This window comes from Calothrix sp. FACHB-168 (assembly GCF_963889195.1).
GTDB lineage: Bacteria > Cyanobacteriota > Cyanobacteriia > Cyanobacteriales > Nostocaceae > Aulosira > Aulosira anomala_A.
In genome coordinates this window covers 132,285-152,658 of the sequence record NZ_CAWPNJ010000018.1, presented here as the reverse complement: position 1 = coordinate 152,658, position 20,374 = coordinate 132,285, and the positions used below count along the sequence as shown (strand labels likewise).

Here is a 20,374-nt window from a genome sequence, read left to right as displayed (position 1 = left end):
AAACGGTAAAGAAATCGGAAAGAATCACTAAAATCCATAAATATTAATATTCTGTGATATTTATTTGAGAAAATTAGTCACGAAATATGCTAAACGTAAAAATCCTATTTGATGTATGAAAAAAAGGCCAAGGGACAAGCAAGACAATGACAATTGTACAGACAAGGGTTCATCGCGTCTCTAACCATTGACTCACGAAGCGCAGTAAAATTATGGAGGGGATCTCAGGTCTAAAGACGCAGAATAGTCAAACGTAATTGCAATTTTTTATGAGGATTCTCCTGGTTGAAGATGATGTGCGCCTTGCAGAAACCTTGGCAGAAGCTCTAACCGATCAGCTATATGTGGTTGATGTTGTCCATGATGGAGAAGCCGGGTGGTATCAAGCGAAAACCTTAGATTATGATTTGCTGTTGCTGGATGTGATGTTACCAGAATTGGATGGTATGAGTCTTTGCCAGCGATTGCGATCGCATGGTTATAATTGGCCGATCCTCATACTGACAGCCTGTGACACCATCAACGATGAAATTAATGGGCTGGATATGGGAGCAGATGACTATATAGTCAAACCAGTCGATTTACAAAAGCTGTTTGCACGGATTCGCGCCTTACTGCGTCGCGGATGTGTAACATCACCACCAATCCTGGAATGGGGCGAATTGCGTCTGAATCCCAGCACCTATGAAGTTAGCTACGGACAAACCCCGATTCATCTAACACCTAAAGAATACGGAATCTTAGAATTGCTTTTACGCAATGGTCGCCGCGTTCTCAGTCGCCGTGTGATGATTGAGCATGTCTGGGCGTTAGAATCACCACCAGAAGAACATGTAGTTAAAGTTCACATTCGGGGTTTGCGTCAAAAGCTTAAAGCAGCTGGAGCAAATGAAGACTTGATTGAGACAATTCACAGCATGGGTTATCGCCTCAATCAACAAAATTACTCAGGTGTGTGACATACTCCTACACTGATTGCAAGCAATACAGTGTAGGCTTCTCAGCGACTCCCGGTATCCCGCGGACATTAACTGAGCTTTGTTTTAAGTCCACGAGAAGCCCCTCCGCAGACTATGCAATTTCTTACACCTCGGCTTCGCTCGGTGTAAGTCTGAGCGAAGCCGAAGACTTACCTTGTACCCTACGAATTTTACTGTCCTGGATGAGATGCTGGCTTGTTCGCACTATCGGACAAACCCTCAGGCAATTCGTATTAATCAAGATGTGCCTACTTACTTTTATGCTGTGCAACGGAGTCGCTTACCAATGATCGCAGTGCCACTGGGCAGAGGCTTATCAGACACCAATACGGGCGAAGTTAGCCAAAATAATTCTACCAGAAAAACAAGGGATCATGGTGACTCCTCACCGACCCCTTGTCCTGTCAAACCTTCGGCTTGAATTGCTTAGGGGTCAGTTCGTCGCCACCCAAAAATTCATCTCATCGCTCCTGCTGTCGCAGTGAGCGAGAGGCTTCTTTTTGTTTTAGCTAAATTTTGTTTCTAATTATTGACGTTTCCACGCCAAGTATCGATTTAAATCTTTGCTATTAGCCATATAAATAGCAATAACTGCGCTGAGAACTGCCATTATCAAACTACCGACAATGAGCAAACTGGATAATTTTGAAATCAGTGCTATCACCATTGTGACTAAAATCACAGTCAGGAAACTACAAATACCAATCATCAGCCATTTCGCCCATTTCCGCCCCTGGAAAACAAAATACATAACGCCAATCGTGAATAAAATACGTCCAATTGCCCATTTATCTCTGGCAATTGTTACTAGGGTAATATCTAAAAGACAAAGCACCAGAAACATAATAAATAATGTATTTCTGGCTTTTAATGCACCTCTATCTATCTGAAGCATAGTTATATAAAGCTAGAGAATCTATGTTTATTCTGACTAAATCTTATTACTTTTAGATAGCAAATTTCCCCTAATACCCAAATATTAGGGGAAATTAACACCTTATATAATACAGCAAATTGAAATTAAAATTGTTAAATTCAAAATTCAAAATTGAAGATTTTGGATGAAAGCTGTACAATTGCAGTTGCTTCAATAGCCAGTAATTTAATTGTATAGCTAATCCAAAATCTCAAATTAGCTATGTGGATAATCTAAAATTCAAAATTGATTAACCGCTCGCTTACCACTCTTCTTTAAAAGAATACTCTTCTGCGTGAGACACTGCATTACCCGCAGGAATCGCTGGTTCTTCCAACTGTACTTGAGCTAAAGTTGGTATCTCTTCATGTGCCGAAGAAAGCAAATCACTGTCAGCGATTTTAACTAGTGACTCAGGAGAATCAATTGTTGCGTCTGAATGATGGGAAGGTGATAAAGTAACACGGGTAATTTTACCACCCTGACGATTAATGCTTTTAATCGTTTGCGACAGACAATTATATGGAATTGTCTTCGTATAATGTGCCTTCCGCATTAACTCTCGATGACAACCCCCTGTAACTTCAATTGTCACTTGACGACTGCTATAGTCACTAAAATCGCCAGGATCAATGATTGTGCTTGCCATACAATAACCTTGAAATTAGATGCTGTAAGCAACTTATCATCAACCGGAATCCAGGAACAACCGAAGTATTTACTAATTTTAAGCGGAGAGAATAAGGAAAAGGGGACAAGGAGGATAAATGAAAATTGTACAGACGCGATTTATCGCGTCTCTGAGCAATGACTATTGACTAATAAGGCATTCCATCTTTGTGGATGAACTTCCATTTACCATCCACAAGTAAAGCCTGAATATCGTCATCAGGATATTGTCCTTCGTCTCCCGCAGTTCTATCACCTACTTCTAGGTAGACAACATCCTCAGTAGTTTCGTTAATTAGATGGTGCGCATTACCAGTACCAGCTTTGAAACCTGCACACATTCCGGGAGCAAGTACAGTATTTCCATCATCTGTGCGTAGTGTGGGATACCCCTGTAAGATATAAATGAACTCGTCTTGTTTGGTATGAGCGTGACGGAGAGAGGAAATAGCATTAGGTACTAAGCGTGTAAGATTTACACCAAAGTTTGTCAGTCCAAATAAGTCGCCAAGTGGACGTTTCTCTCTTCCTTGCATCCGGGAAGCGAATGGTTCAGGATAGTTAGAAACTTTAGTCCTTGCTGGTACATCAGCCGCATTGATGGCTATCGGCCTTGTTTCTTGTGACATACAGGCTTTCCAATAGGGGACAATGTGTGCATACTACATTGATAGGAATCCGCTTTGATTACTGAAATTATTTGCCTAGGGAGGGAACAGGGAACAGGGAACAGGTAAGAAGGAATAAAAGTGTACTGAGTTTTTTATCCAAATCAAATATAAGTCCTATATTGACCATTGACTATTGACCATTGACCATTGACCATTGACCATTGACTAATCATAATCTCTGTCTCTGAATCAATTGGCTAAATAATCCTGGTTGCTGGGCGAGTTGGTCAAAGTTACCTTGTTGGACTAACCTACCATTTTCCAATACATAAATGCGATCGGCGTTGCGAATGGTGCTGAGGCGATGAGCAACAACAATCCGGGTAACATTCAACTTTTCTAAACTTTCGCTAACTATCGCTTGGGTGCGGTTATCTAAGGCGCTGGTGGCTTCATCAAACACCAAAATTCGGGGACGTAATGCCAAAGCTCTGGCAATTAATAACCGTTGTCGCTGTCCGCCAGAAAGGTTTGTCCCCCCTTCGCTGACTACGGTATGCATCCCCATTGGCATGGCGGCGATATCATCGGCTAAACCTGCCATTCTCGTAGCTTCCCATGCTTCTTCCATTGAGATGACAGCGTTACTGGAAATGTTTTCAAAGATGGATGCAGACATTAAGCGGCTATTTTGCAAAACTACGCCTAATTGACGGCGAACAGCATTGACATCTAATCCGGACAGTTCTTGCCCATCATAATTAATACTACCCGATTCTGGTGTGTCAAATCCTAACAACAATCTAAATAAAGTAGACTTACCACTCCCCGAAGGCCCCACCAAGGCGATAAATTCTCCTGGTTCTGCCCGTAAGCTGACATCATCTAAGGTGAGTGCGCCATCAGGGCGGTAGCGAAAAATTACATGGCTAATCTCGACTCTGCCTGATAATCTGCCTGGGTCAGTTTTGCTACCGTCAACTTCTGGGGTTGCTTGGAGGATAGGTTGGGCGCGTTCCCATAATGGTAAAGCTTCTAAGATATCGACGGCGGTACTGCTTAAGCTCGTCGCTCCACTAATAAATGTACCAAATGCTGCATTAAAAGCTAAGAAATGTCCCGGGGAAAAAGTTCCGCCATTGGCTTGGGATTGTTGCAGTAAATTAGTGGCGAAGGCAAAAATTATTACAGGAGTTAAGGCGGAGAGAAGATTGTTAATTACTACCAAATTATCTTCGATACTTTGAGCATCGAGCATATAGCGTAATTGCTGGCGATATTGCCCGCCCCAGTAAGCAAATGCTCTCGCTTGTGCGCCATTAGTCCGAAATTTAGCGACACCGTTGATGATTTGTACCATCATCCCAAAGAGTTTACCTTGCATTTCTAGTAAGGGGCGGACTTTGCGGATGGTGAGAATACCGGAAATAATGGTGACAGCTATATTAATTAAGGCGACAAAAACAGCAATTAAGGCTAAGGAAGGACTGTAGTAAAACAGCAATCCTAAATTGAGCAGGGAAAAAAAGCTGGAAAATAAAGTTTTGAGTAATGTATTGCTGAGTTTTTGGCGAATTTGACTGATAACAGCAACACGGGCGCTTAAATCACCGATGGAATATTGGCGGAAAAATGAAGCTTTGAGATTTAATAATCTATCCCAAATAGCCGCTTGGGTGGAAGTATCGGCAAAGGTTTCTAAGCGCATTATCGCTACGCCTTGGGTGAGTTGAAATAGGGTTGCGCCTAGAGTTGTGGCTACTAATCCAAAGGCGATTTGGTATAAGAGCGATTTATTGTCATCAGGAATGGCTTGATCGATAAGGATGGCGGTAGCTTGGGGTGTAATCATCCCCAATAATGCGATCGCAATTCCGGTGAATAAAATTGTCGCTAGTTCTTTAGAACGTCCTTTAAAGGCGAACTGTAGCAAGTTCAATACCTTGAGGTTTGCTGGTAAAGGACGATAAAAGGTGTAAGCTGTCGGTGATATCGTTGCAGCGATTTGGCGATCGCATTTTATCCGCTTTTGTTCTATCGGATCGATAATTTCGTAGCGCGTCTCCGAAATGGGTAACAGTGCCACCGGGCGGTTATCTGCTAAAGTATAAGCTAACAAAGCGCCGCTATCTTGCTGCCACCAATTATCCCGCAAAGTGATGCGCCGGATGCGAATCCGGGAAGCCCGTGCGATCGCATCTAAGGGATCGCGTACTCGTCGCAAGTCTTCTGAGTTTGCTGGGGGACGAATGGATATGCCTAATACTTTTGCTACTGCCCCGGCGGCAAATAACAGTGCTTCTTCGGAGTCGATTGCTGGTTTTGTGGGGGATTTAGGCGTTGTATCAGCATCGAAGATGTTAGCAAAGTTACTGAGAGTAGAGGCGATCGCTTGATTATTTAACCGTTCCCTGGCTTGAAATCTAGCTAACTCTGCGGTGTTGGCTTGTTGTTCGAGTTGGGAAATTGCTTGTAAAACAAATATTTGTAAATGATGTAATCCGGTTAATAATGTATGAGTATCGGCTAAATCTGTAGTAGATACAGCATCAATTTCAATTACATCTTGAGCTTGTAACCAGAGATATCCATATAAAGGAATGCGTCCAATTTCGGAGGTGATTTCTAAGGTATCTAAGCCTAATAAATTACCTTTTCCTTGGAGAATTTGCGTCCACACAACCATGTCATGTGGTGCTTGAAATATTTCTTTTTCGCCTAATATAGTACATCCGGGAATGTTCGCGGGTGTGGGGATTTTGGGGGAGATGATTTCAGCGACGGATGAACTAAGAAGTTGTACCCAATTTTCAATTAATTCGGGTGTGGAAGTTGGAGAAAATTCGGATTTGGTAATTTGTAATAGTTCGGTTTCTTCTAAAGCAACTGCGAGGATTTGATAATGTCCGTTTGGGGAGTTTAATTGAGCGGAAAACATGGCTGCGCCGGCTTTGACACTAAATAGATAGCGTCGTCTTCCTTTGGGTATACCATGTTGGACGTTGATGGCGAAGATGGCGAGGGAACCGGATTTGACTAGCCAAATTGTTTCTGGGTTGTCGAGTAGTAGGGGGTCGTTATTTTTGAATATATATGATTCACTGAGTGGGTTGGTTTGATTTTCTTCAGCTAGCATAGTTAAATTTCTTCTTACTATATTAGGAAATTTATTCTCCTCTGCGCCTCTGCGTCTCTGCGTGAGAAAAAAATGAATTGAACCGCCAAGACGCCAAGGACGCCAAGAAAGGAGAGTTGTAGAGAGTTTTTTTGGTTTAGCCTTCGCTTTTAATTAAGTCTAAATAATGCCCTTCGACTTGACTTAATTCGTCATGAGTACCGCGTTGGACGACTTTACCGCGACTGAGAACTATGATTTCATCGCAATCACGAATTGTACTCAAACGATGGGCGACAATTACGCAGGTACAGCCGCGTAAACGTAGGTTTTGATCGATGATTTTTTCGGTTTCTGCATCTAAGGCGCTGGTGGCTTCATCCATTAATAAAATTGAGGGATTATTGACTAAGGCGCGGGCGATTTCTAATCTTTGACGTTGTCCCCCACTCAAGTTACTTGCGCCTTCTAATAAGTCTGCATTGTAACCTCCAGGAAGCGATCGCACAATTTCATGCACAGCAGCATCGCGGCAAGCTTGGATTAAGTTACTATCAGGTATGGTAGTATCCCACAAGGTAAGGTTATCGCGAACGCTACCAGCAAATAGCATAATGTCTTGTTCGATTGTGGCGATGGAGTTTACCAATATCTGAGGCGGAATTTGCTGTTTGGGTTGTCCATCGAAGTAGATTTCCCCTGCCCAAGGTTGGTATAATCCGGCTACTACCTTGGCGATGGTGGATTTACCAGAACCGCTACCACCAACTAACGCTACACGTTGTCCTGGTTTGAGGGAAAGACTAAAATTTTCAATTAGCGGTGGTGCAGTTCGGTTATAGCCAAAGGTGATGTTACGCAGTTCGAGATATCCTTCCAGTTTAGGGGAAGTAACAGACCAATCCCCCCTGCTCCCCTGCTCCCCTGCTCCCCTGCTGTCTTCCACCGGGTTGCGTAAGACATCATCTAGGCGATTTAAGTTTCCTTCCAGTTCTTGTAAATCCCCACCTAAACTGATGAGTTGACTTACCGGTTGCATAAATTGCTGCATTAAGGATTGAAATGCAATTAACATCCCAATACTCAACCCCCCATTGATGACGCGGAATCCCCCGACAACCAGCAATAACATGGAGGTAATCCCAGATAAAAAGCTGGGTAAGATTCCCAAACTCTGATTGAGATTGTCCATATCTTGACGCACATTAATGGCTTTGGCGTAATATCCAGCCCAACGGGTGAAAAAATCGGACTCTAAACCAGAAGCTTTCAAGGTTTCCATACTTTGCAAACCTGCGATCGCAATCCCGCTCACTTTGCCTTGTTCCTGCATTAGGCGTATATTAGTATCAACCCGCAATCCAGCTACCCATTGCAACGCTACAAGATTGACGACGACAAAGGCAATACCAATCAGAGTTAATAGGCGATCGTATTGCCACATGACAATGGCATAAAAAATTACCATCACGGCAGAAATTACCGTTGTTGCCAGTTTACCAGAAAGGAGATTAGCCAGGCGATCGTTAAGTTGAATTCTGCTGCTAATTTCCCCAGCAAAACGTTGATCGTAAAAACTTACAGGAAGATGGAGCAAATGCCAAATAAATTTACTCGACATTCCCATTGCTAATTTAATTTTTAGTCGTCGCAATAACTGTAATTGCAAGCGTGTTAACAAACCACTTAATAAAGCAGTAAATAACATCGCAAATATTAGCGGACGCAACCAATCATCTCGACCTTGAATTAATACTTCATCTACAAATACTCGCGAAAATGTGGGGATGGCCAAACCAGGTATTACTAATAAAAATCCCGCCAATACACAATAAATTAAAGACCAACCTGAACCGCGTAATCGTGAAGTTAGAGCTAAAACTAAACTCGGTTTATGTCCCCCCGATTTAAAATCCGTACCCTTTTCAAATACGAGAACTACCCCGGTAAAAGCTTCGCTAAATTCCCCTACAGAAACCGTCCGTCTTCCCGTCGCTGGATCGTTTAAATAAACGCGCTGTTTACTAAAGCCTTCAACGACTAAAAAATGGTTGAAATTCCAAAATACTATATAAGGACATTGAATTTGTTCTAGTGCTGGTAAATCCGCCTTAAAACCTTTAGCTTGTAATCCGTAACTCCGCGCCGCATTTAAAATATTTGAAGCTTTACTTCCATCTCTGGAAATTCCGCAAGCTTGGCGTAATTCTGCTAAGGGGATAATTCTGCCATAGTAACCTAAAATCATTCCCAAAGCTGCTGCACCACATTCTACTGCTTCCATTTGGAGTAATGTTGGTGTGCGGCGAATTGAAGGGATTTTATTAAATAAAGATTTCATAGTTAATATTATTTATTAGTAAAGTTGCACAAGGTTTTAATTTTTTAAACGCAAAGGTACGCTAAGGTTAACGCAAAGGGGCGCAGAGTTTTTTTAGATATCTATCTTTGAGGAGAATTATGTGCATCTATTCTTCCTTGGCGTTCTTGGGGTTCTTTGCGGTTCCATTGATTTCTTTTTTTTCTCACGCAAAGGCGCATAGACACGAAGTGGCTTCCCGCAGGGTAGGCGCAAAGAAGAAGGCGCAAGTTAGAAATTATACAAGAGGTTTAATTATTTGGAATATAAGAAGATTAAACCTCTTGAAAATCACGAATTACCCCAATCCTGTCAAAGATTTGAAAATAGGTAATACAAAGGTAATCGGTGCGCGTTCTTCAACTGTAATCCTTACAGAAGTTGTGGTTCCTGCTGTAATTTCTAAGTCAGGCCCTTTTGATGAAGACCAACGATAGCTTTTATTAGTAGAAGTATCTGGTTGAAGTTCGCTAAAAACTGCTATTTGCGCTCCTTGACTCAATATACCTGGTAAAATATCAGGATTACCAATTAAACTGGCTACACCTTGCTGTGTTACCGGGAATGCAGAAATATTGGTTACCTTCGCTTCTATTCCCCCAAATTCTTCGCGTTTCACGGTAGAAGGTGTAACTTGTAAAGACATCCCCTGTTTAATTTTTTTACCTTCACTTACAGGTAAAAAAGTCACATTAACTAATTTCGCAGATTCTTCATTAGCTGCAATTGTCCCAATTCCTCCACCTGGTTCTAATTGTTGTCCTGGTTTGGCGGTGATTTCTAGAATTCTTCCGGTGTAATCGCTGACAATTTGACTAGTTTTTTGTAATTGTAATTCTAATTGAGCAATGACACGTTGAGTTTCTTGAATTTCTTTTTTTCTGTTAGTTACAGTGGTGAAATCTTGTTCTTTTTGGGTTGCTTGACGACTTTCTAAAGCCTTTAATTGGGTTTGAATCTCATTAATTTGATTGAGATTATTCATATACTGACGTTCGGTGTCAGTTTCCCTTAATTCCAGTTGATTTAATTGGGATTTGGCTTCATTGATTTGTGCTTGAGCATTTTTATAGTCTTGCTCTGCTTGTAAAGCTGTATCTTGGGGAACAGCACCTTGTTTAAAGAGTTTTTTCCGTTTTTGCCATCTTTCATGATAAATCGGTAATAATTCTTGTAAAGTTTGGATACGTTGTTGCAGATTGAGACGTTCGCGTTTCATTACAGTTTGTGTTTGTTCCCGCAACGCTGGGGTGAGAGATTGAACTATTTCTAAACTTCTTTGTAATGTTTGACGCTGTTGCTGAATCGCTATCTCTTCTAAATTAGAACGCTGTGTTTGCACTTGATTGGCGGTTTCATCTTGAAAACGTAACTGTGCTAATTTTTCTCGCGCTAGTTGCAATTGCTTGCGTAATTCAGCTTGATCTATAGTTGCAATCACTTGACCTTTTTTCACGCGATCGCCTACTTGCACATTTAACGCTAAAATCCTTCCAGGGTTAGCTGCTTGCACAGTCACCACTTTACTAGGATAAATTAATACCCCTCTTCCTGAGACAACTATCGGGATACGCCCAAACACACTCCAAGCAGTTCCCACCGCTACCAAGGAACCCAGCGCCAACAAAGAAAACCAGCGTTTCGGATTTGTTACCTTAATTAATTGATCGAGTTGTTCCGGCGAAGCAACTCTATCTAAAGCTTCCTGACGAAAAATATTCCGTTTCTGCGTATCTTGCTGTGTTACCATTTTTTCACCTTTATTTAGAGGCTAGGGGTTAGGGGCTAGGGGTTAGGGAAGGGGCAGGGGTGCAGAGGAAGCAGAGGGGGTAATAAAATAAATACTCAATGCCCAATGCCCAATGCCCAATGCCCAATTACTCAATCCCAATCCGTTTGAGCATCCAGTCAAACCGCGCTCCGGCTAACGCCACCTGTGAGAGAGAATTAAGATTAAGTTCGTTAGCGTAGGATTGATCTAAAGATTGTCCGCTACTGTAAGTCAGTCGCCCATATCCTAAGCGTTGAGCGATCGCTTGTTGTTTATCCGCCAACAAAATCCCCAACACGCGGTAAAATCGAGATGCAAAGCCGACATCATGCAATAGTTTTGCTGACAATCGCCACTTAGGAATCGATAATACTCGTGAGTTCCGTATTGTCCTCACTGTCACTGCTGGCGGTTGGACTTCAATAAATGGGGTTTCGCCCACAATATCGCCCCGCCATAATCGCGCAAATTCCTTTTCTAAGACTTGATTTTCGCTATCTTCTAAATTAGAAAAAGCTCTGGTTAAGGGGTTAATTTCCCCTGTTGCGGCATTTAAAGCTACAGCCCCATCAAGTAAAATATGTAACGCTTCTATCGGTCTACCGCCGCGAATTAAGACAGAACCAGCCGCAAATTGTTCGACTTTTCCCGCCGCAATTAACCAATCAATATCAGCATCCTGTAACTCTGCAAAGACAATCAAAGCTTCCCGCAATTGGGATTGACTCAAAACTACCGTACTGTTCCCCAACTGATTCATCAATTGTTCTAGACGATTGGCTAACAGCACTGCACTGGCGCGGTAGAGATGCGCCGCAAAACTCAAATCTTGTTGTAGTTTTTGGATTAGTTGGAATTTGGGAATTGTTAACACCAAAGATTTGGTTTTCGCGCTCACAGTAGTTGCAGGTAGATAAGTTTCAATAAAGGGAATTTCCCCTACCATCTCCCCACTAGATAACCGCGCAATTTCCCTTCCGGGTAAAGTCCCACCTTCTAGCACTGCAAAAGCACGTCCCAACGGATTATTATCCGACTGATTTAGTGAAACTGTCAATGCACCATCAAGGAGAATATGCAGTGCATCTAGGGGTTGATTTTGTTGAATCAAAACCTTTCCCGGCGCAATTTCTGCTTGCTTTCCTACCGCCAACATCCAATCTATATCTTCATTACTAAGTTCTTTTAATAGAACCTCTGCCATTACTCAACTCCCTATAAATCAACGAATGGGAGAAAAATTCTGCAACCTTCACCCCTAATTTCTCATTACTCAACCGTCAACACTGCCTTGCGGGACGCTACGCGAACGACAGGCTCCCTTCGACAAGCTCAGGGCATCGCAGTGCAGCGCAGTCAACAGTCAACAGTCAACCGTCAACACTCCTCTCATTTCCTACCAAAAAGCTTGGCGAAACCACTGACAAAACTCAGCGCATCGCTTACGGAACTAAAGCCCAAACCGATAAATTGAAATGCGGAGGAAGATATATAAGAAGATCTAAAAAGAGAATTTCTGCTGTTTCTGCGAAAATTCCGGCGATTGACGGAAAATATATCTCTTTGTTCAAAAGTGGAGCCAGATAGGTAAATATCGATTCCACCTGAGACTGCGTCTAGTTCTTCGGGCGATAATTCAACGGGACTATTATTTATATTTGTTTCATTAGACATTCTTTTATCCTGCGGAATGCTGCTGAAACTTAGATATTTCTGGGGGGGTGGAACTTATGCAAAATGCTAGACAGCCTTTGGCGTAGCTTTGTTTAGCGCCTCAAGTCTTCCAGAGAAGCCCCATCTCCTCATCTCCCGTTCCCAAGCTGTGAGACGATGGAATTGGTCACAAAGATCATTTTTATTGGCGATCGCAATTATATCTGCAGCAATCGTCAAACAACGCTCATCATCAAAAAAGTGATAGTAGACGAGCAACGCTTGCCTACCATTTTCTCTTACCGTCACTTAATTAACAGCTAGATTTTACAGCGAATTGCAAGTTGGTGAAGTACAGATAATCGTTGATTGTAGGGGCATTGGCACTGCCATGCCCCGAAGCGCGTACCTCATTTATCTGAAATATGCTGTAATCGTAAACAGCCGCTAAGATTGAGAGCAACTGAGCCAATTAAGATGATAAATCCCATTAATTGAGTAGGTACAATTGATTCATGGAGAATTGTCATATTCAGAATGAGGGCAAATAGCGGAGTCAATAATGCCAGCATTGAACATATTTGTGTTGAATTTAGATGCAATGCTTGATTCCAAAGTAAAGTCGCAATAATAGAAGTAAATACTGCTAAATAGATAATACCCAACCATTCAGTTATGCTTAATGTCCATGTCAACCCAAATGCTGGGACTAAACCGAGTAAAAACAACATACCAAAGCCATTAAACAGAAATATTCCTACATGCGCATCAAATTTTTTATGCTGAATTAGCACGCAGAAAAAAGCCCAAGTTGCAGCAGCGATGAAGGTGGCAAAAGCCCCAAAATTAAGTTGAATACTTAATAAGTGATTTTGGGCAATCAACAAATATACTCCCACAAAACCAGTAATTAGCAGCAAAATTGATTTGTAAGATAAGCGTTCGCGAAACCAAAAACCAGCAAAGATTGTCATCAGCAATGGATATATATAAAATATCCCAACTACTTGGGAAGCGGGTAGAAGTTGATAACCTTTTAAGCAGGAGATTGGTTGAATTCCCGAACCAATAATTCCCGCAATCATGAAGAAAAACTGCTGATTTTTCCATTCTTGGTAGAGAATAGGCAGTTTTTTTTGCATAACAATATAGATACCAAGAATGCAAGTAGATAATAAAGTAACATAGAATGTCGTGGTGAAACTATCAACATTTGACAACGTTAATTTGACAGTTGTACCCATTGTTGACCAAATTAAAATAGCCAACAATGCAGATAAGATACCTCTGAAACAGAAGGCAGAGTTTTTCAAGTTATAAACCGTCATAATTATTGACTTAATTTATGTAGCTACTTTCATAAGTCAAGATTTCACAACGGTCAATAGTTATACTACTGTTCTTTTGTCTCAACTATTAGCGAACTCAGCAATAGTATATCTAGGTAAGCGTTGCTCACCCTACATATACCTAATTTTTTATATAGGTATAAATCTGTGATTTTTAGCCTTTTAAAGGCAAATAAATTGTAAAAGTTGCGCCTTGATTAGGAAGGCTATTAGCTGTAATAGTACCTTGATGAGCTTCGATAATTCTTTTGGTGATTGCTAACCCCAAACCATTACCACTACTTTTGCGGGAAGGGTCTGTAGTATAAAATTGCTCAAAAATTCGGGGTAAATCGCCTTCTTTAATCCCTTTTCCTTGGTCTTGAATTTGAATAACTGCTTGTTTTCCTTTGCTGTATCCAGAAATCAAAATTTGAGAGTTAGGGGGTGAATGTTTAATCGCATTATCTAACAAATTGAGAATTGCTTGTAATAATCGCTCTGGATCGCCTTCAATCTGTAAATTTTCTACCTTAACTTCCAAAGAAATTTTCACAGTTTGCATTCGCGGTTCGATTGCATTCACCGCACGATTAATTAATCCTCGCAGGGGGATGGTTTGCTGTTCGAGTTTGGTAACTCCCGCTTCTAAACGCCCTAAATCGAGGAGATCGTGAATTAAACGCGCTAAACGTTTGATTTCGCTGTCGATAGTGAGAAAAAAGCGATCGCGTAATTCTGGTTCTTCATAAGCTCCCCCTTTGAGTGCGTCTACTGTTACCTGAACGTTACTTATGGGGGTACGCAGTTCATGGGAAACATTGGCTAAAAACACTCGCCGTTCTTGATCCAAAGACGCTAATCGCTCGCTCATGCGATTTAGTTCGGCGGCTAATTGATCTAACTCATTATTCTCATGAATCGTGAGTTTATCGCCAAAATGTCCGCCACCTAAGCGAATAGCAAAGTGCTGCATAATCTCAATCGGTTTGGCGAGACTACGCGCGAAGCGACTGCTAATAAACGCACACAGCAAAATGGTGATTCCTAGCGTACCTAAAACACTCCAAAATACCCGCGCAAACTGTCGCTGAAATTGCTCCAGCGTCATCGACATGCGCAATACACCTAAAAATTGACCGTTGCGTTCAATTGGTCGAGCAATATAGAGTCTGTCTTGTTGGGATAAAACTCCTTTGGCGATTCCTTGATCTACGTGATTTTGGAGAGCTACGCGCATTCCTGGAACCTGATACCAATCTTTCACTTGAGAGTCGAGCCTTGGGGCAGATGTAGCAATAAGCTTACCTTCTTGAGTAAAAACACGTAAAGTAACCGTTTGTGGTGCGCCGTATCGCTTGACTAACAACTGTACCCGGGGAATATCTTTTTCTGTGAGTGCATCTGCAACACTTTCACTTAAAGCACCCGTCCAGTTATCCAAATCAACTTGTCGCATTCGCATAAAATAATCAGCGAATGACCAGAGAATATAACCTGCTAGCAGCGATGTGCCAAAAGCTGTCAGCATCAGGTAAGTGCCTAACAGCTTGGCATGAATGGTGTTTAACTTAATGCGGGAAAAGAAGCCCTTCATTAAGGCTTGTCCTCGTCTGAACGACGACGCAACACAGCTTTGATGCGTGCTAGCAATTCGCGAGTATTGAAGGGCTTAGTCACATAATCATCAGCTCCAGCTTCCAAACCCCAAACTTTATCTACATCCTGATCTTTAGCTGTGAGCATAACAATAGGCACATTAGAGAAGGCGCGAATTCGCCAACAAACTTCCATACCACTAACTTCAGGAAGCATCAGATCTAACAAAATGATATCTGGTACTTGCTTGTGGAACTGTTTGATTGCATTATGCCCATCAACGGCTGTACTCACTGTGTAGCCTTCTTTTTGTAATGTATATGTGAGACTGTCGCGCAGAGCAGCTTCATCATCCACGAGTAAGACATGTGGCATTTGCGATTTTGAATTTCAAACGACTTTTTGTATTTATAATTTGTCGGCTCTTCTGTATCTCTGCCATCCTTCTTAGGGAAGAATGCGATCGCGACTACCATTTAGGGACTTCTAAGAAATAAATTATCCAATCTTGTGGGGTGGGCAGCGTTCGACTGAGCGCTCACGCCGAAGTCTTGCCCGCCTTTGACTATGGGCGGGCGAGACGCCCACCCCACAATAAATAGTTGTATATTTTTTTATTTGGAAGTCCCTTAGATACTGCCAAATAAAAAATCAATCGCTATGCAGCAAGGGGGCAGGGGTAGTAAAGAAAAATCTGATTAAATAAATTGGGTAATTTATTCTCTGGAAGTATCTTACAGCAGATGATGGCTGTGCGAATCTCGATTATAAGGGCACAAAATTCTGTACCCTTACATATTGATTTGTTTACCAGAAAATAGTTAATTTACTTTGCCATTCTCCTGAAGTTGCTGCAATTGCACATCGTTAATCCAAATTGCTTGTTGAGGAACAGGAATGGTAATTCCAGCTTCATCAAAGGCAATTTTGAGACGGCGACGATATTCTCTGGCTACATCCCATTGCTTGAGAGGTTGGGTTTTAATCCATACACGAATAATTAAACCGCGATCGCCAAAATTATCAACCCCTAAAACTTTTGGTGTCTCGACAATTTGATGTTGCCATATCGGATCTTCATCCATATCTAAAGCTACAGTACTAATTAACTGCAAAACCTCGTCAATATTGGCTTGGTAGTCTACTGGAATGGTTAAATCGGCTCTAGACCAACGGCTAGAAAGATTGGCGACGATTTTAATTTCACTATTGGGAATAGTAATTAATCGTCCTTCCGAATCGCGGACTTGAGTCATCCGCAAATTGAGATTTTCAACTAAGCCGCCGACTGTACCGACGTTAATCACATCGCCTAAGGCGTATTGGTCTTCGAGGATAATCAAAAAGCCGTTAATCGCATCTTTAATCAGGTTTTGCGAAGCTAGGGAAACTGCTACACCCACTAAACTTGCACCTGCTAATAAGGGAACTACATCTATTCCCAAGGCGACTAAGGCGAGGAAAAAACCAAAGATTACACAGGTAATAGTGGCAATACTTTTAGTTACGCCAGAAAAGGTAGAAACACGTAATTGCAAGCGTTCGGAAGTGTCCGAATTAAATAAAGCACCGCTATTAATAAGAGTTGAGGTAAAGCGGTCAATCAGCGCATAGCTAAAACGAATTACTACATAAGTTCCTAGCGCCACAATCCCCAATCTCAGAGGAATTTGGGCAGCTGAGAGAATTCCTAGCTGAAGAATTCTGGTGTAGGGAAATAAACCCAAAATTGTGAATGTACCACCACCCCAAATTCCCGCTTGGGTTAGCTGAAACAGACGTTTTTTAACTTCGTCTAAATGCCGATATTGTTGTTGATTTAGTTGCGTGGTAATTTGTTGCGTTTGACGCGAAGCCGGAAGGCTTAGATGTATGGCATTTTTTTGCGAACGAAGCTGCCAATGATATACACCCCAACTAGCAGCAATCATTGCTAAGGCGATCGCAGCTGCTATTTTACCTTGGTCAATTAAAAATTGCGTGTTCCGCTCTTGCTTTGCCCGTTGAAAAGCATCTTGCAATGTATCCGCAATTTGATTGGCGCTCAGAGTTGCATCTTCCTCTCGCAGTCTGGCGTCTTCGGAAGTGACAGTCATGAGGTATTGACCGTTGATGGTAATTACAGGCACATTGTTGGTATTTTCTACCTGGACATTAATTGACTGTGCCGAGGAACGCAGATAACTTTGGCTAATTTCATTCAAGTTTTGTTGAATATTTTGCGATCGCTCTGGGAAATTGGTTCTAGTTGCTGCTATCTGAAACAACCTGCGACCGTCTAAATAGATCCAGCCACTAACAGTTTGTTTGTCTGAATCTTTACTTACACTACTAGGAGTTGGCAAGTTCGGTAAAAAGGGAATTTGAGCTGTAGCTTTGGGGACTGAGACAACAGCGATCGCCATTGAACTCATCAGCGCCAAAAATTTCAAGCGCACTCCAAAACCTCCTTGCTAAACATCTTCTATGGAATACCCGCCCAGTTATCCTCCACAATAATTTTAAGTAAATGTACCTATCTAAAGTTGAATTTGTCTTTGGTAATGAGATATTTTTGAATTTCAAGAAAATGTATCTTTAGGCAGATGACATCATACTTTGTTTACTGCAAGCAATAACTACAGGAATTTTGGATATTACTCCGATCCAGGATAAAGGAAAAATGAAAAAAGTATAAATTAAATATCCAGTACTTATACTCATAACTGGCAATAGCTTCCTCATTCAAAAATTCATATTTAGTAGTTGATAAATTCATCTTGCTACATCTGTTTTCAGTTGACAGAAACCCAATCAAACGTCAAGCTAGTTCAGAGAATCTTCGACTAGTGTTTGGTGATGACAGCCAAAAATTGCGAGTCGTGGAATAATCTATTAGAGTACGTAAAGGTTACGTACCTTTTTTGACTTTTTAGAGGACATTTTTGATGACCGCAACTTCTCCCCGATTAAAGCACGAGGTTAAAGACCTCGCCCTAGCTCCCTTGGGAAGACAGCGTATTGAATGGGCTGGACGCGAAATGCCAGTTTTACGGCAAATCCGCGATCGCTTTGCTCAAGAAAAACCCTTTGCTGGGTTGAGACTAGTGGCTTGTGCCCACGTTACCACCGAAACTGCACATTTAGCGATCGCCCTGAAAGCTGGTGGTGCTGATGCAGTATTGATTGCTAGTAACCCCTTATCAACTCAAGATGACGTAGCAGCTTGCTTAGTCACCGATTACGAAATTCCTGTATTTGCGATTAAAGGCGAAGATGCGGAAACTTATAACCGCCACGTGCAAATCGCTTTAGACCATCGCCCCAACATTATTATTGACGACGGTAGCGATGTAGTTGCGGATTTGGTTAAACACCGTCAACATCAAATTGCTGATTTGATTGGTACCACCGAAGAAACCACAACCGGAATCGTGCGCTTACGCGCCATGTTCAAAGATGGCGTTCTTACCTTCCCCGCAGTCAACGTCAACGATGCAGACACCAAGCACTTCTTTGACAACCGCTACGGTACAGGTCAATCAACCCTAGACGGGATTATCCGCGCTACAAATATCCTGCTAGCTGGTAAAACCATCGTTGTAGTTGGTTATGGCTGGTGTGGTAAAGGTACAGCACTCCGCGCCCGTGGTTTAGGTGCAAATGTCATTGTTACCGAAATTGACCCAATTAAGGCAATTGAAGCCGTAATGGATGGCTTCCGCGTCCTCCCAATGGCAGAAGCTGCATCTCAAGGTGATTTGTTTATCACAGTTACAGGTAACAAACATGTAATTCGTGGCGAACATTTCGACGCAATGAAAGACGGCGCGATCGTTTGTAACTCTGGTCACTTCGATATTGAACTTGACCTGAAATACTTGGCAGCTAAAGCTACAGAAGTCAAGCAAGTACGCCCATTCACTGAAGAGTATAGATTACCTACTGGTAAATCAGTGATTGTACTAGGTGAAGGCCGCTTGATTAACCTCGCGGCTGCGGAAGGACACCCCAGCGCCGTGATGGATATGAGCTTTGCTAACCAAGCTTTAGCTGTGGAATACCTAGTCAAGAACAAAGGTAAACTCGAACCTGGTTTACACTCAGTTCCTAGAGAAGTAGATGAAGAAATTGCTCGCTTGAAATTACAAGCGCTAGGAATTCACATTGATACCCTAACAGCAGACCAAATTGAGTACATCAATTCCTGGACTTCTGGAACCTAAGCTTACCCTCATAATTTAGGGTGGCAAATATAACTTAATTTATCATTGGGATAGGCAACTTGCCTATCCCATTTTTATGGCGTTTCGTGTGTCATTTATCAGTTATTGAAAAAATCTAGTCGAATAAGCTAAAACACATCTAATTTGCAGATTAAATTTTATCAGTCTCTTGTGGGGTGGGCATCTTGCCCGCCCAAATCATGCAACTTAAATGCTGATTAGCTTACCCTATCCCTTTGTAGATAGTTTTTAGGTAGTGAAAGCCTTGCTGATTCTAGCTTTGAGATATAATTGAAATCATATGGATAATTATGCACAAAGTTGCAGTTAAATTAAACTAAATATTGCTATGCCGGCAAAAGATATCTTTCACGATGCAGTTAAAAATGCGCTTGAAAAAGACGGTTGGATAATTACAGAAGATCCCATATATTTAGATTTTGGAGGAGTTGAAATTTATATTGATTTAGGTGCAGAAAAATTAATTGCGGCACAGAAAGAAGGAGAAAAAATAGCCGTTGAAATCAAAAGTTTTATTGGAGGTTCAGCAATTTCTCAATTTCACACAGCGTTAGGACAGTTTATTAACTACCGAACTGCATTGAGTCAAGAAGAACCAGACAGAGAATTATATTTAGCTATTCCCAGTATCACTTATGAAACGTTTTTTAAACTTGAGTTAGTGCAAATCGTTATCCAGTCTCAAAACCTCAAGCTGCTGATTTACGAACCAGAACAGGAAGTGATTGAACGATGGATAAAATAGTCGAATATCGGGAAATAATTAAAAAATTGATTGTAGATTATGTTAATGAAGCTACAACCAAAGATGATGTAGAAAGACAAATGATTTTTGATACAGAACATGACCATTACCAATTAGTAAATGTAGGTTGGCGCAATCGCCATCGCGTTTACGGTTGTGTGCTGCATTTTGATATTAAAAATAATAAAATATGGCTGCAATATAATGGTACAGAAATTGACTTTGCAGAAGAATTAATTAAACAGGGTGTACCAAAACAAGATATTGTCATCGGATTTCATTCGCCATTTATGCGTAAGTTTACAGAATACGCAGTTAATTAAGGTTTCAGGAAATTTAATCTTTCTTTGATAATTGAAAGTTGCAGAGATAACTTAATTTTTTATGGCGATCGCATTTTTA

At 41.5% G+C, this 20,374-nt stretch carries 18 protein-coding genes; 5 read left to right on the top strand and 13 right to left on the bottom strand.

Going from position 1 to position 20,374, the window contains the following annotated elements; translation table 11 throughout:
• Positions 1–269 precede the first annotated feature (269 nt).
• Positions 270–959, top strand: a complete 690-nt coding sequence (locus tag AACW45_RS10735; protein ID WP_190632965.1) for a response regulator transcription factor — start codon at positions 270–272, stop codon at positions 957–959.
• A gap of 175 nt (positions 960–1,134) precedes the next feature.
• A complete protein-coding gene (locus AACW45_RS10730) occupies positions 1,135–1,401 on the top strand; it encodes a hypothetical protein (RefSeq protein ID WP_190632980.1) in 267 nt (88 codons plus the stop codon).
• Between the two features lie 105 nt (positions 1,402–1,506).
• Here the strand turns inward: AACW45_RS10730 and AACW45_RS10725 are convergent, their stop codons facing one another.
• From AACW45_RS10725 to AACW45_RS10665, 13 genes are all read right to left on the bottom strand, one after another.
• Positions 1,507–1,875: a hypothetical protein gene (locus AACW45_RS10725; RefSeq protein WP_190632964.1), complete on the bottom strand. Its 369-nt coding sequence runs from the start codon at positions 1,873–1,875 to the stop codon at positions 1,507–1,509.
• Positions 1,876–2,158: 283 nt separating this feature from the next.
• Positions 2,159–2,545 (bottom strand): phycobilisome linker polypeptide, encoded by a 387-nt coding sequence (locus AACW45_RS10720; RefSeq protein ID WP_190632963.1) that lies wholly within the window; start codon positions 2,543–2,545, stop codon positions 2,159–2,161.
• A 169-nt stretch (positions 2,546–2,714) separates the two neighbouring features.
• Positions 2,715–3,194 carry a cupin domain-containing protein gene (locus tag AACW45_RS10715; RefSeq protein WP_190632962.1) on the bottom strand — a complete coding sequence of 160 codons (480 nt, stop codon included), beginning with the start codon at positions 3,192–3,194 and terminating at the stop codon, positions 2,715–2,717.
• 211 nt (positions 3,195–3,405) lie between these two features.
• Positions 3,406–6,312 (bottom strand): NHLP bacteriocin export ABC transporter permease/ATPase subunit, encoded by a 2,907-nt coding sequence (locus tag AACW45_RS10710; protein ID WP_190632961.1) that lies wholly within the window; start codon positions 6,310–6,312, stop codon positions 3,406–3,408.
• 136 nt (positions 6,313–6,448) lie between these two features.
• Complete coding sequence (locus tag AACW45_RS10705) at positions 6,449–8,632, bottom strand: NHLP family bacteriocin export ABC transporter peptidase/permease/ATPase subunit (RefSeq protein ID WP_190632960.1); 2,184 nt, start codon at positions 8,630–8,632, stop codon at positions 6,449–6,451.
• 316 nt (positions 8,633–8,948) lie between these two features.
• Positions 8,949–10,400 carry an NHLP bacteriocin system secretion protein gene (locus tag AACW45_RS10700; protein ID WP_190632959.1) on the bottom strand — a complete coding sequence of 484 codons (1,452 nt, stop codon included), beginning with the start codon at positions 10,398–10,400 and terminating at the stop codon, positions 8,949–8,951.
• Between the two features lie 127 nt (positions 10,401–10,527).
• Positions 10,528–11,625: a cyclic nucleotide-binding domain-containing protein gene (locus AACW45_RS10695; protein ID WP_190632958.1), complete on the bottom strand. Its 1,098-nt coding sequence runs from the start codon at positions 11,623–11,625 to the stop codon at positions 10,528–10,530.
• A 185-nt stretch (positions 11,626–11,810) separates the two neighbouring features.
• Complete coding sequence (locus AACW45_RS10690; protein ID WP_190632957.1) at positions 11,811–12,095, bottom strand: CTB family bacteriocin; 285 nt, start codon at positions 12,093–12,095, stop codon at positions 11,811–11,813.
• Between the two features lie 66 nt (positions 12,096–12,161).
• A complete protein-coding gene (locus tag AACW45_RS10685; protein ID WP_190632956.1) occupies positions 12,162–12,383 on the bottom strand; it encodes a hypothetical protein in 222 nt (73 codons plus the stop codon).
• Positions 12,384–12,484: 101 nt separating this feature from the next.
• Positions 12,485–13,402, bottom strand: coding sequence for a DMT family transporter (locus tag AACW45_RS10680; RefSeq protein WP_190632955.1), 918 nt, complete (start codon positions 13,400–13,402; stop codon positions 12,485–12,487).
• 175 nt (positions 13,403–13,577) lie between these two features.
• Positions 13,578–14,999: a sensor histidine kinase gene (locus tag AACW45_RS10675; RefSeq protein WP_190632954.1), complete on the bottom strand. Its 1,422-nt coding sequence runs from the start codon at positions 14,997–14,999 to the stop codon at positions 13,578–13,580.
• Positions 14,999–15,376 carry a response regulator transcription factor gene (locus AACW45_RS10670; RefSeq protein ID WP_190548857.1) on the bottom strand — a complete coding sequence of 126 codons (378 nt, stop codon included), beginning with the start codon at positions 15,374–15,376 and terminating at the stop codon, positions 14,999–15,001. Before AACW45_RS10670 ends, AACW45_RS10675 begins: the two co-directional genes overlap by 1 nt.
• A gap of 446 nt (positions 15,377–15,822) precedes the next feature.
• Entirely contained in the window at positions 15,823–17,439 is a 1,617-nt protein-coding gene (locus AACW45_RS10665) for a mechanosensitive ion channel family protein (protein WP_373462066.1), read from the bottom strand.
• A gap of 489 nt (positions 17,440–17,928) precedes the next feature.
• On the opposite strand from AACW45_RS10665, the gene ahcY reads away from it, so the two are divergent.
• The 3 genes from ahcY (at position 17,929) to AACW45_RS10650 (ending at position 20,295) form a co-directional block, all read left to right on the top strand.
• Positions 17,929–19,206: an adenosylhomocysteinase gene (ahcY, locus tag AACW45_RS10660; RefSeq protein WP_190632953.1), complete on the top strand. Its 1,278-nt coding sequence runs from the start codon at positions 17,929–17,931 to the stop codon at positions 19,204–19,206.
• 349 nt (positions 19,207–19,555) lie between these two features.
• Positions 19,556–19,972, top strand: a complete 417-nt coding sequence (locus tag AACW45_RS10655; protein ID WP_190632952.1) for a XisH family protein — start codon at positions 19,556–19,558, stop codon at positions 19,970–19,972.
• A complete protein-coding gene (locus tag AACW45_RS10650) occupies positions 19,960–20,295 on the top strand; it encodes a XisI protein (protein WP_096645543.1) in 336 nt (111 codons plus the stop codon). Before AACW45_RS10655 ends, AACW45_RS10650 begins: the two co-directional genes overlap by 13 nt.
• Positions 20,296–20,374 lie beyond the last annotated feature (79 nt).

What these genes read in the sequence shown, in the direction of transcription:
- AACW45_RS10700 (WP_190632959.1), bottom strand. Translation starts at nt 10,400, where the DNA reads ATGGTAACACAGCAAGATACGCAGAAACGGAATATTTTTCGTCAGGAA.
- AACW45_RS10735 (WP_190632965.1), top strand. Translation starts at nt 270, where the DNA reads ATGAGGATTCTCCTGGTTGAAGATGATGTGCGCCTTGCAGAAACCTTG.
- AACW45_RS10710 (WP_190632961.1), bottom strand. Translation starts at nt 6,312, where the DNA reads ATGCTAGCTGAAGAAAATCAAACCAACCCACTCAGTGAATCATATATA.
- AACW45_RS10695 (WP_190632958.1), bottom strand. Translation starts at nt 11,625, where the DNA reads ATGGCAGAGGTTCTATTAAAAGAACTTAGTAATGAAGATATAGATTGG.
- AACW45_RS10725 (WP_190632964.1), bottom strand. Translation starts at nt 1,875, where the DNA reads ATGCTTCAGATAGATAGAGGTGCATTAAAAGCCAGAAATACATTATTT.
- AACW45_RS10690 (WP_190632957.1), bottom strand. Translation starts at nt 12,095, where the DNA reads ATGTCTAATGAAACAAATATAAATAATAGTCCCGTTGAATTATCGCCC.
- AACW45_RS10670 (WP_190548857.1), bottom strand. Translation starts at nt 15,376, where the DNA reads ATGCCACATGTCTTACTCGTGGATGATGAAGCTGCTCTGCGCGACAGT.
- AACW45_RS10705 (WP_190632960.1), bottom strand. Translation starts at nt 8,632, where the DNA reads ATGAAATCTTTATTTAATAAAATCCCTTCAATTCGCCGCACACCAACA.
- AACW45_RS10680 (WP_190632955.1), bottom strand. Translation starts at nt 13,402, where the DNA reads ATGACGGTTTATAACTTGAAAAACTCTGCCTTCTGTTTCAGAGGTATC.
- AACW45_RS10675 (WP_190632954.1), bottom strand. Translation starts at nt 14,999, where the DNA reads ATGAAGGGCTTCTTTTCCCGCATTAAGTTAAACACCATTCATGCCAAG.
- AACW45_RS10655 (WP_190632952.1), top strand. Translation starts at nt 19,556, where the DNA reads ATGCCGGCAAAAGATATCTTTCACGATGCAGTTAAAAATGCGCTTGAA.
- ahcY (WP_190632953.1), top strand. Translation starts at nt 17,929, where the DNA reads ATGACCGCAACTTCTCCCCGATTAAAGCACGAGGTTAAAGACCTCGCC.
- AACW45_RS10650 (WP_096645543.1), top strand. Translation starts at nt 19,960, where the DNA reads ATGGATAAAATAGTCGAATATCGGGAAATAATTAAAAAATTGATTGTA.
- AACW45_RS10715 (WP_190632962.1), bottom strand. Translation starts at nt 3,194, where the DNA reads ATGTCACAAGAAACAAGGCCGATAGCCATCAATGCGGCTGATGTACCA.
- AACW45_RS10720 (WP_190632963.1), bottom strand. Translation starts at nt 2,545, where the DNA reads ATGGCAAGCACAATCATTGATCCTGGCGATTTTAGTGACTATAGCAGT.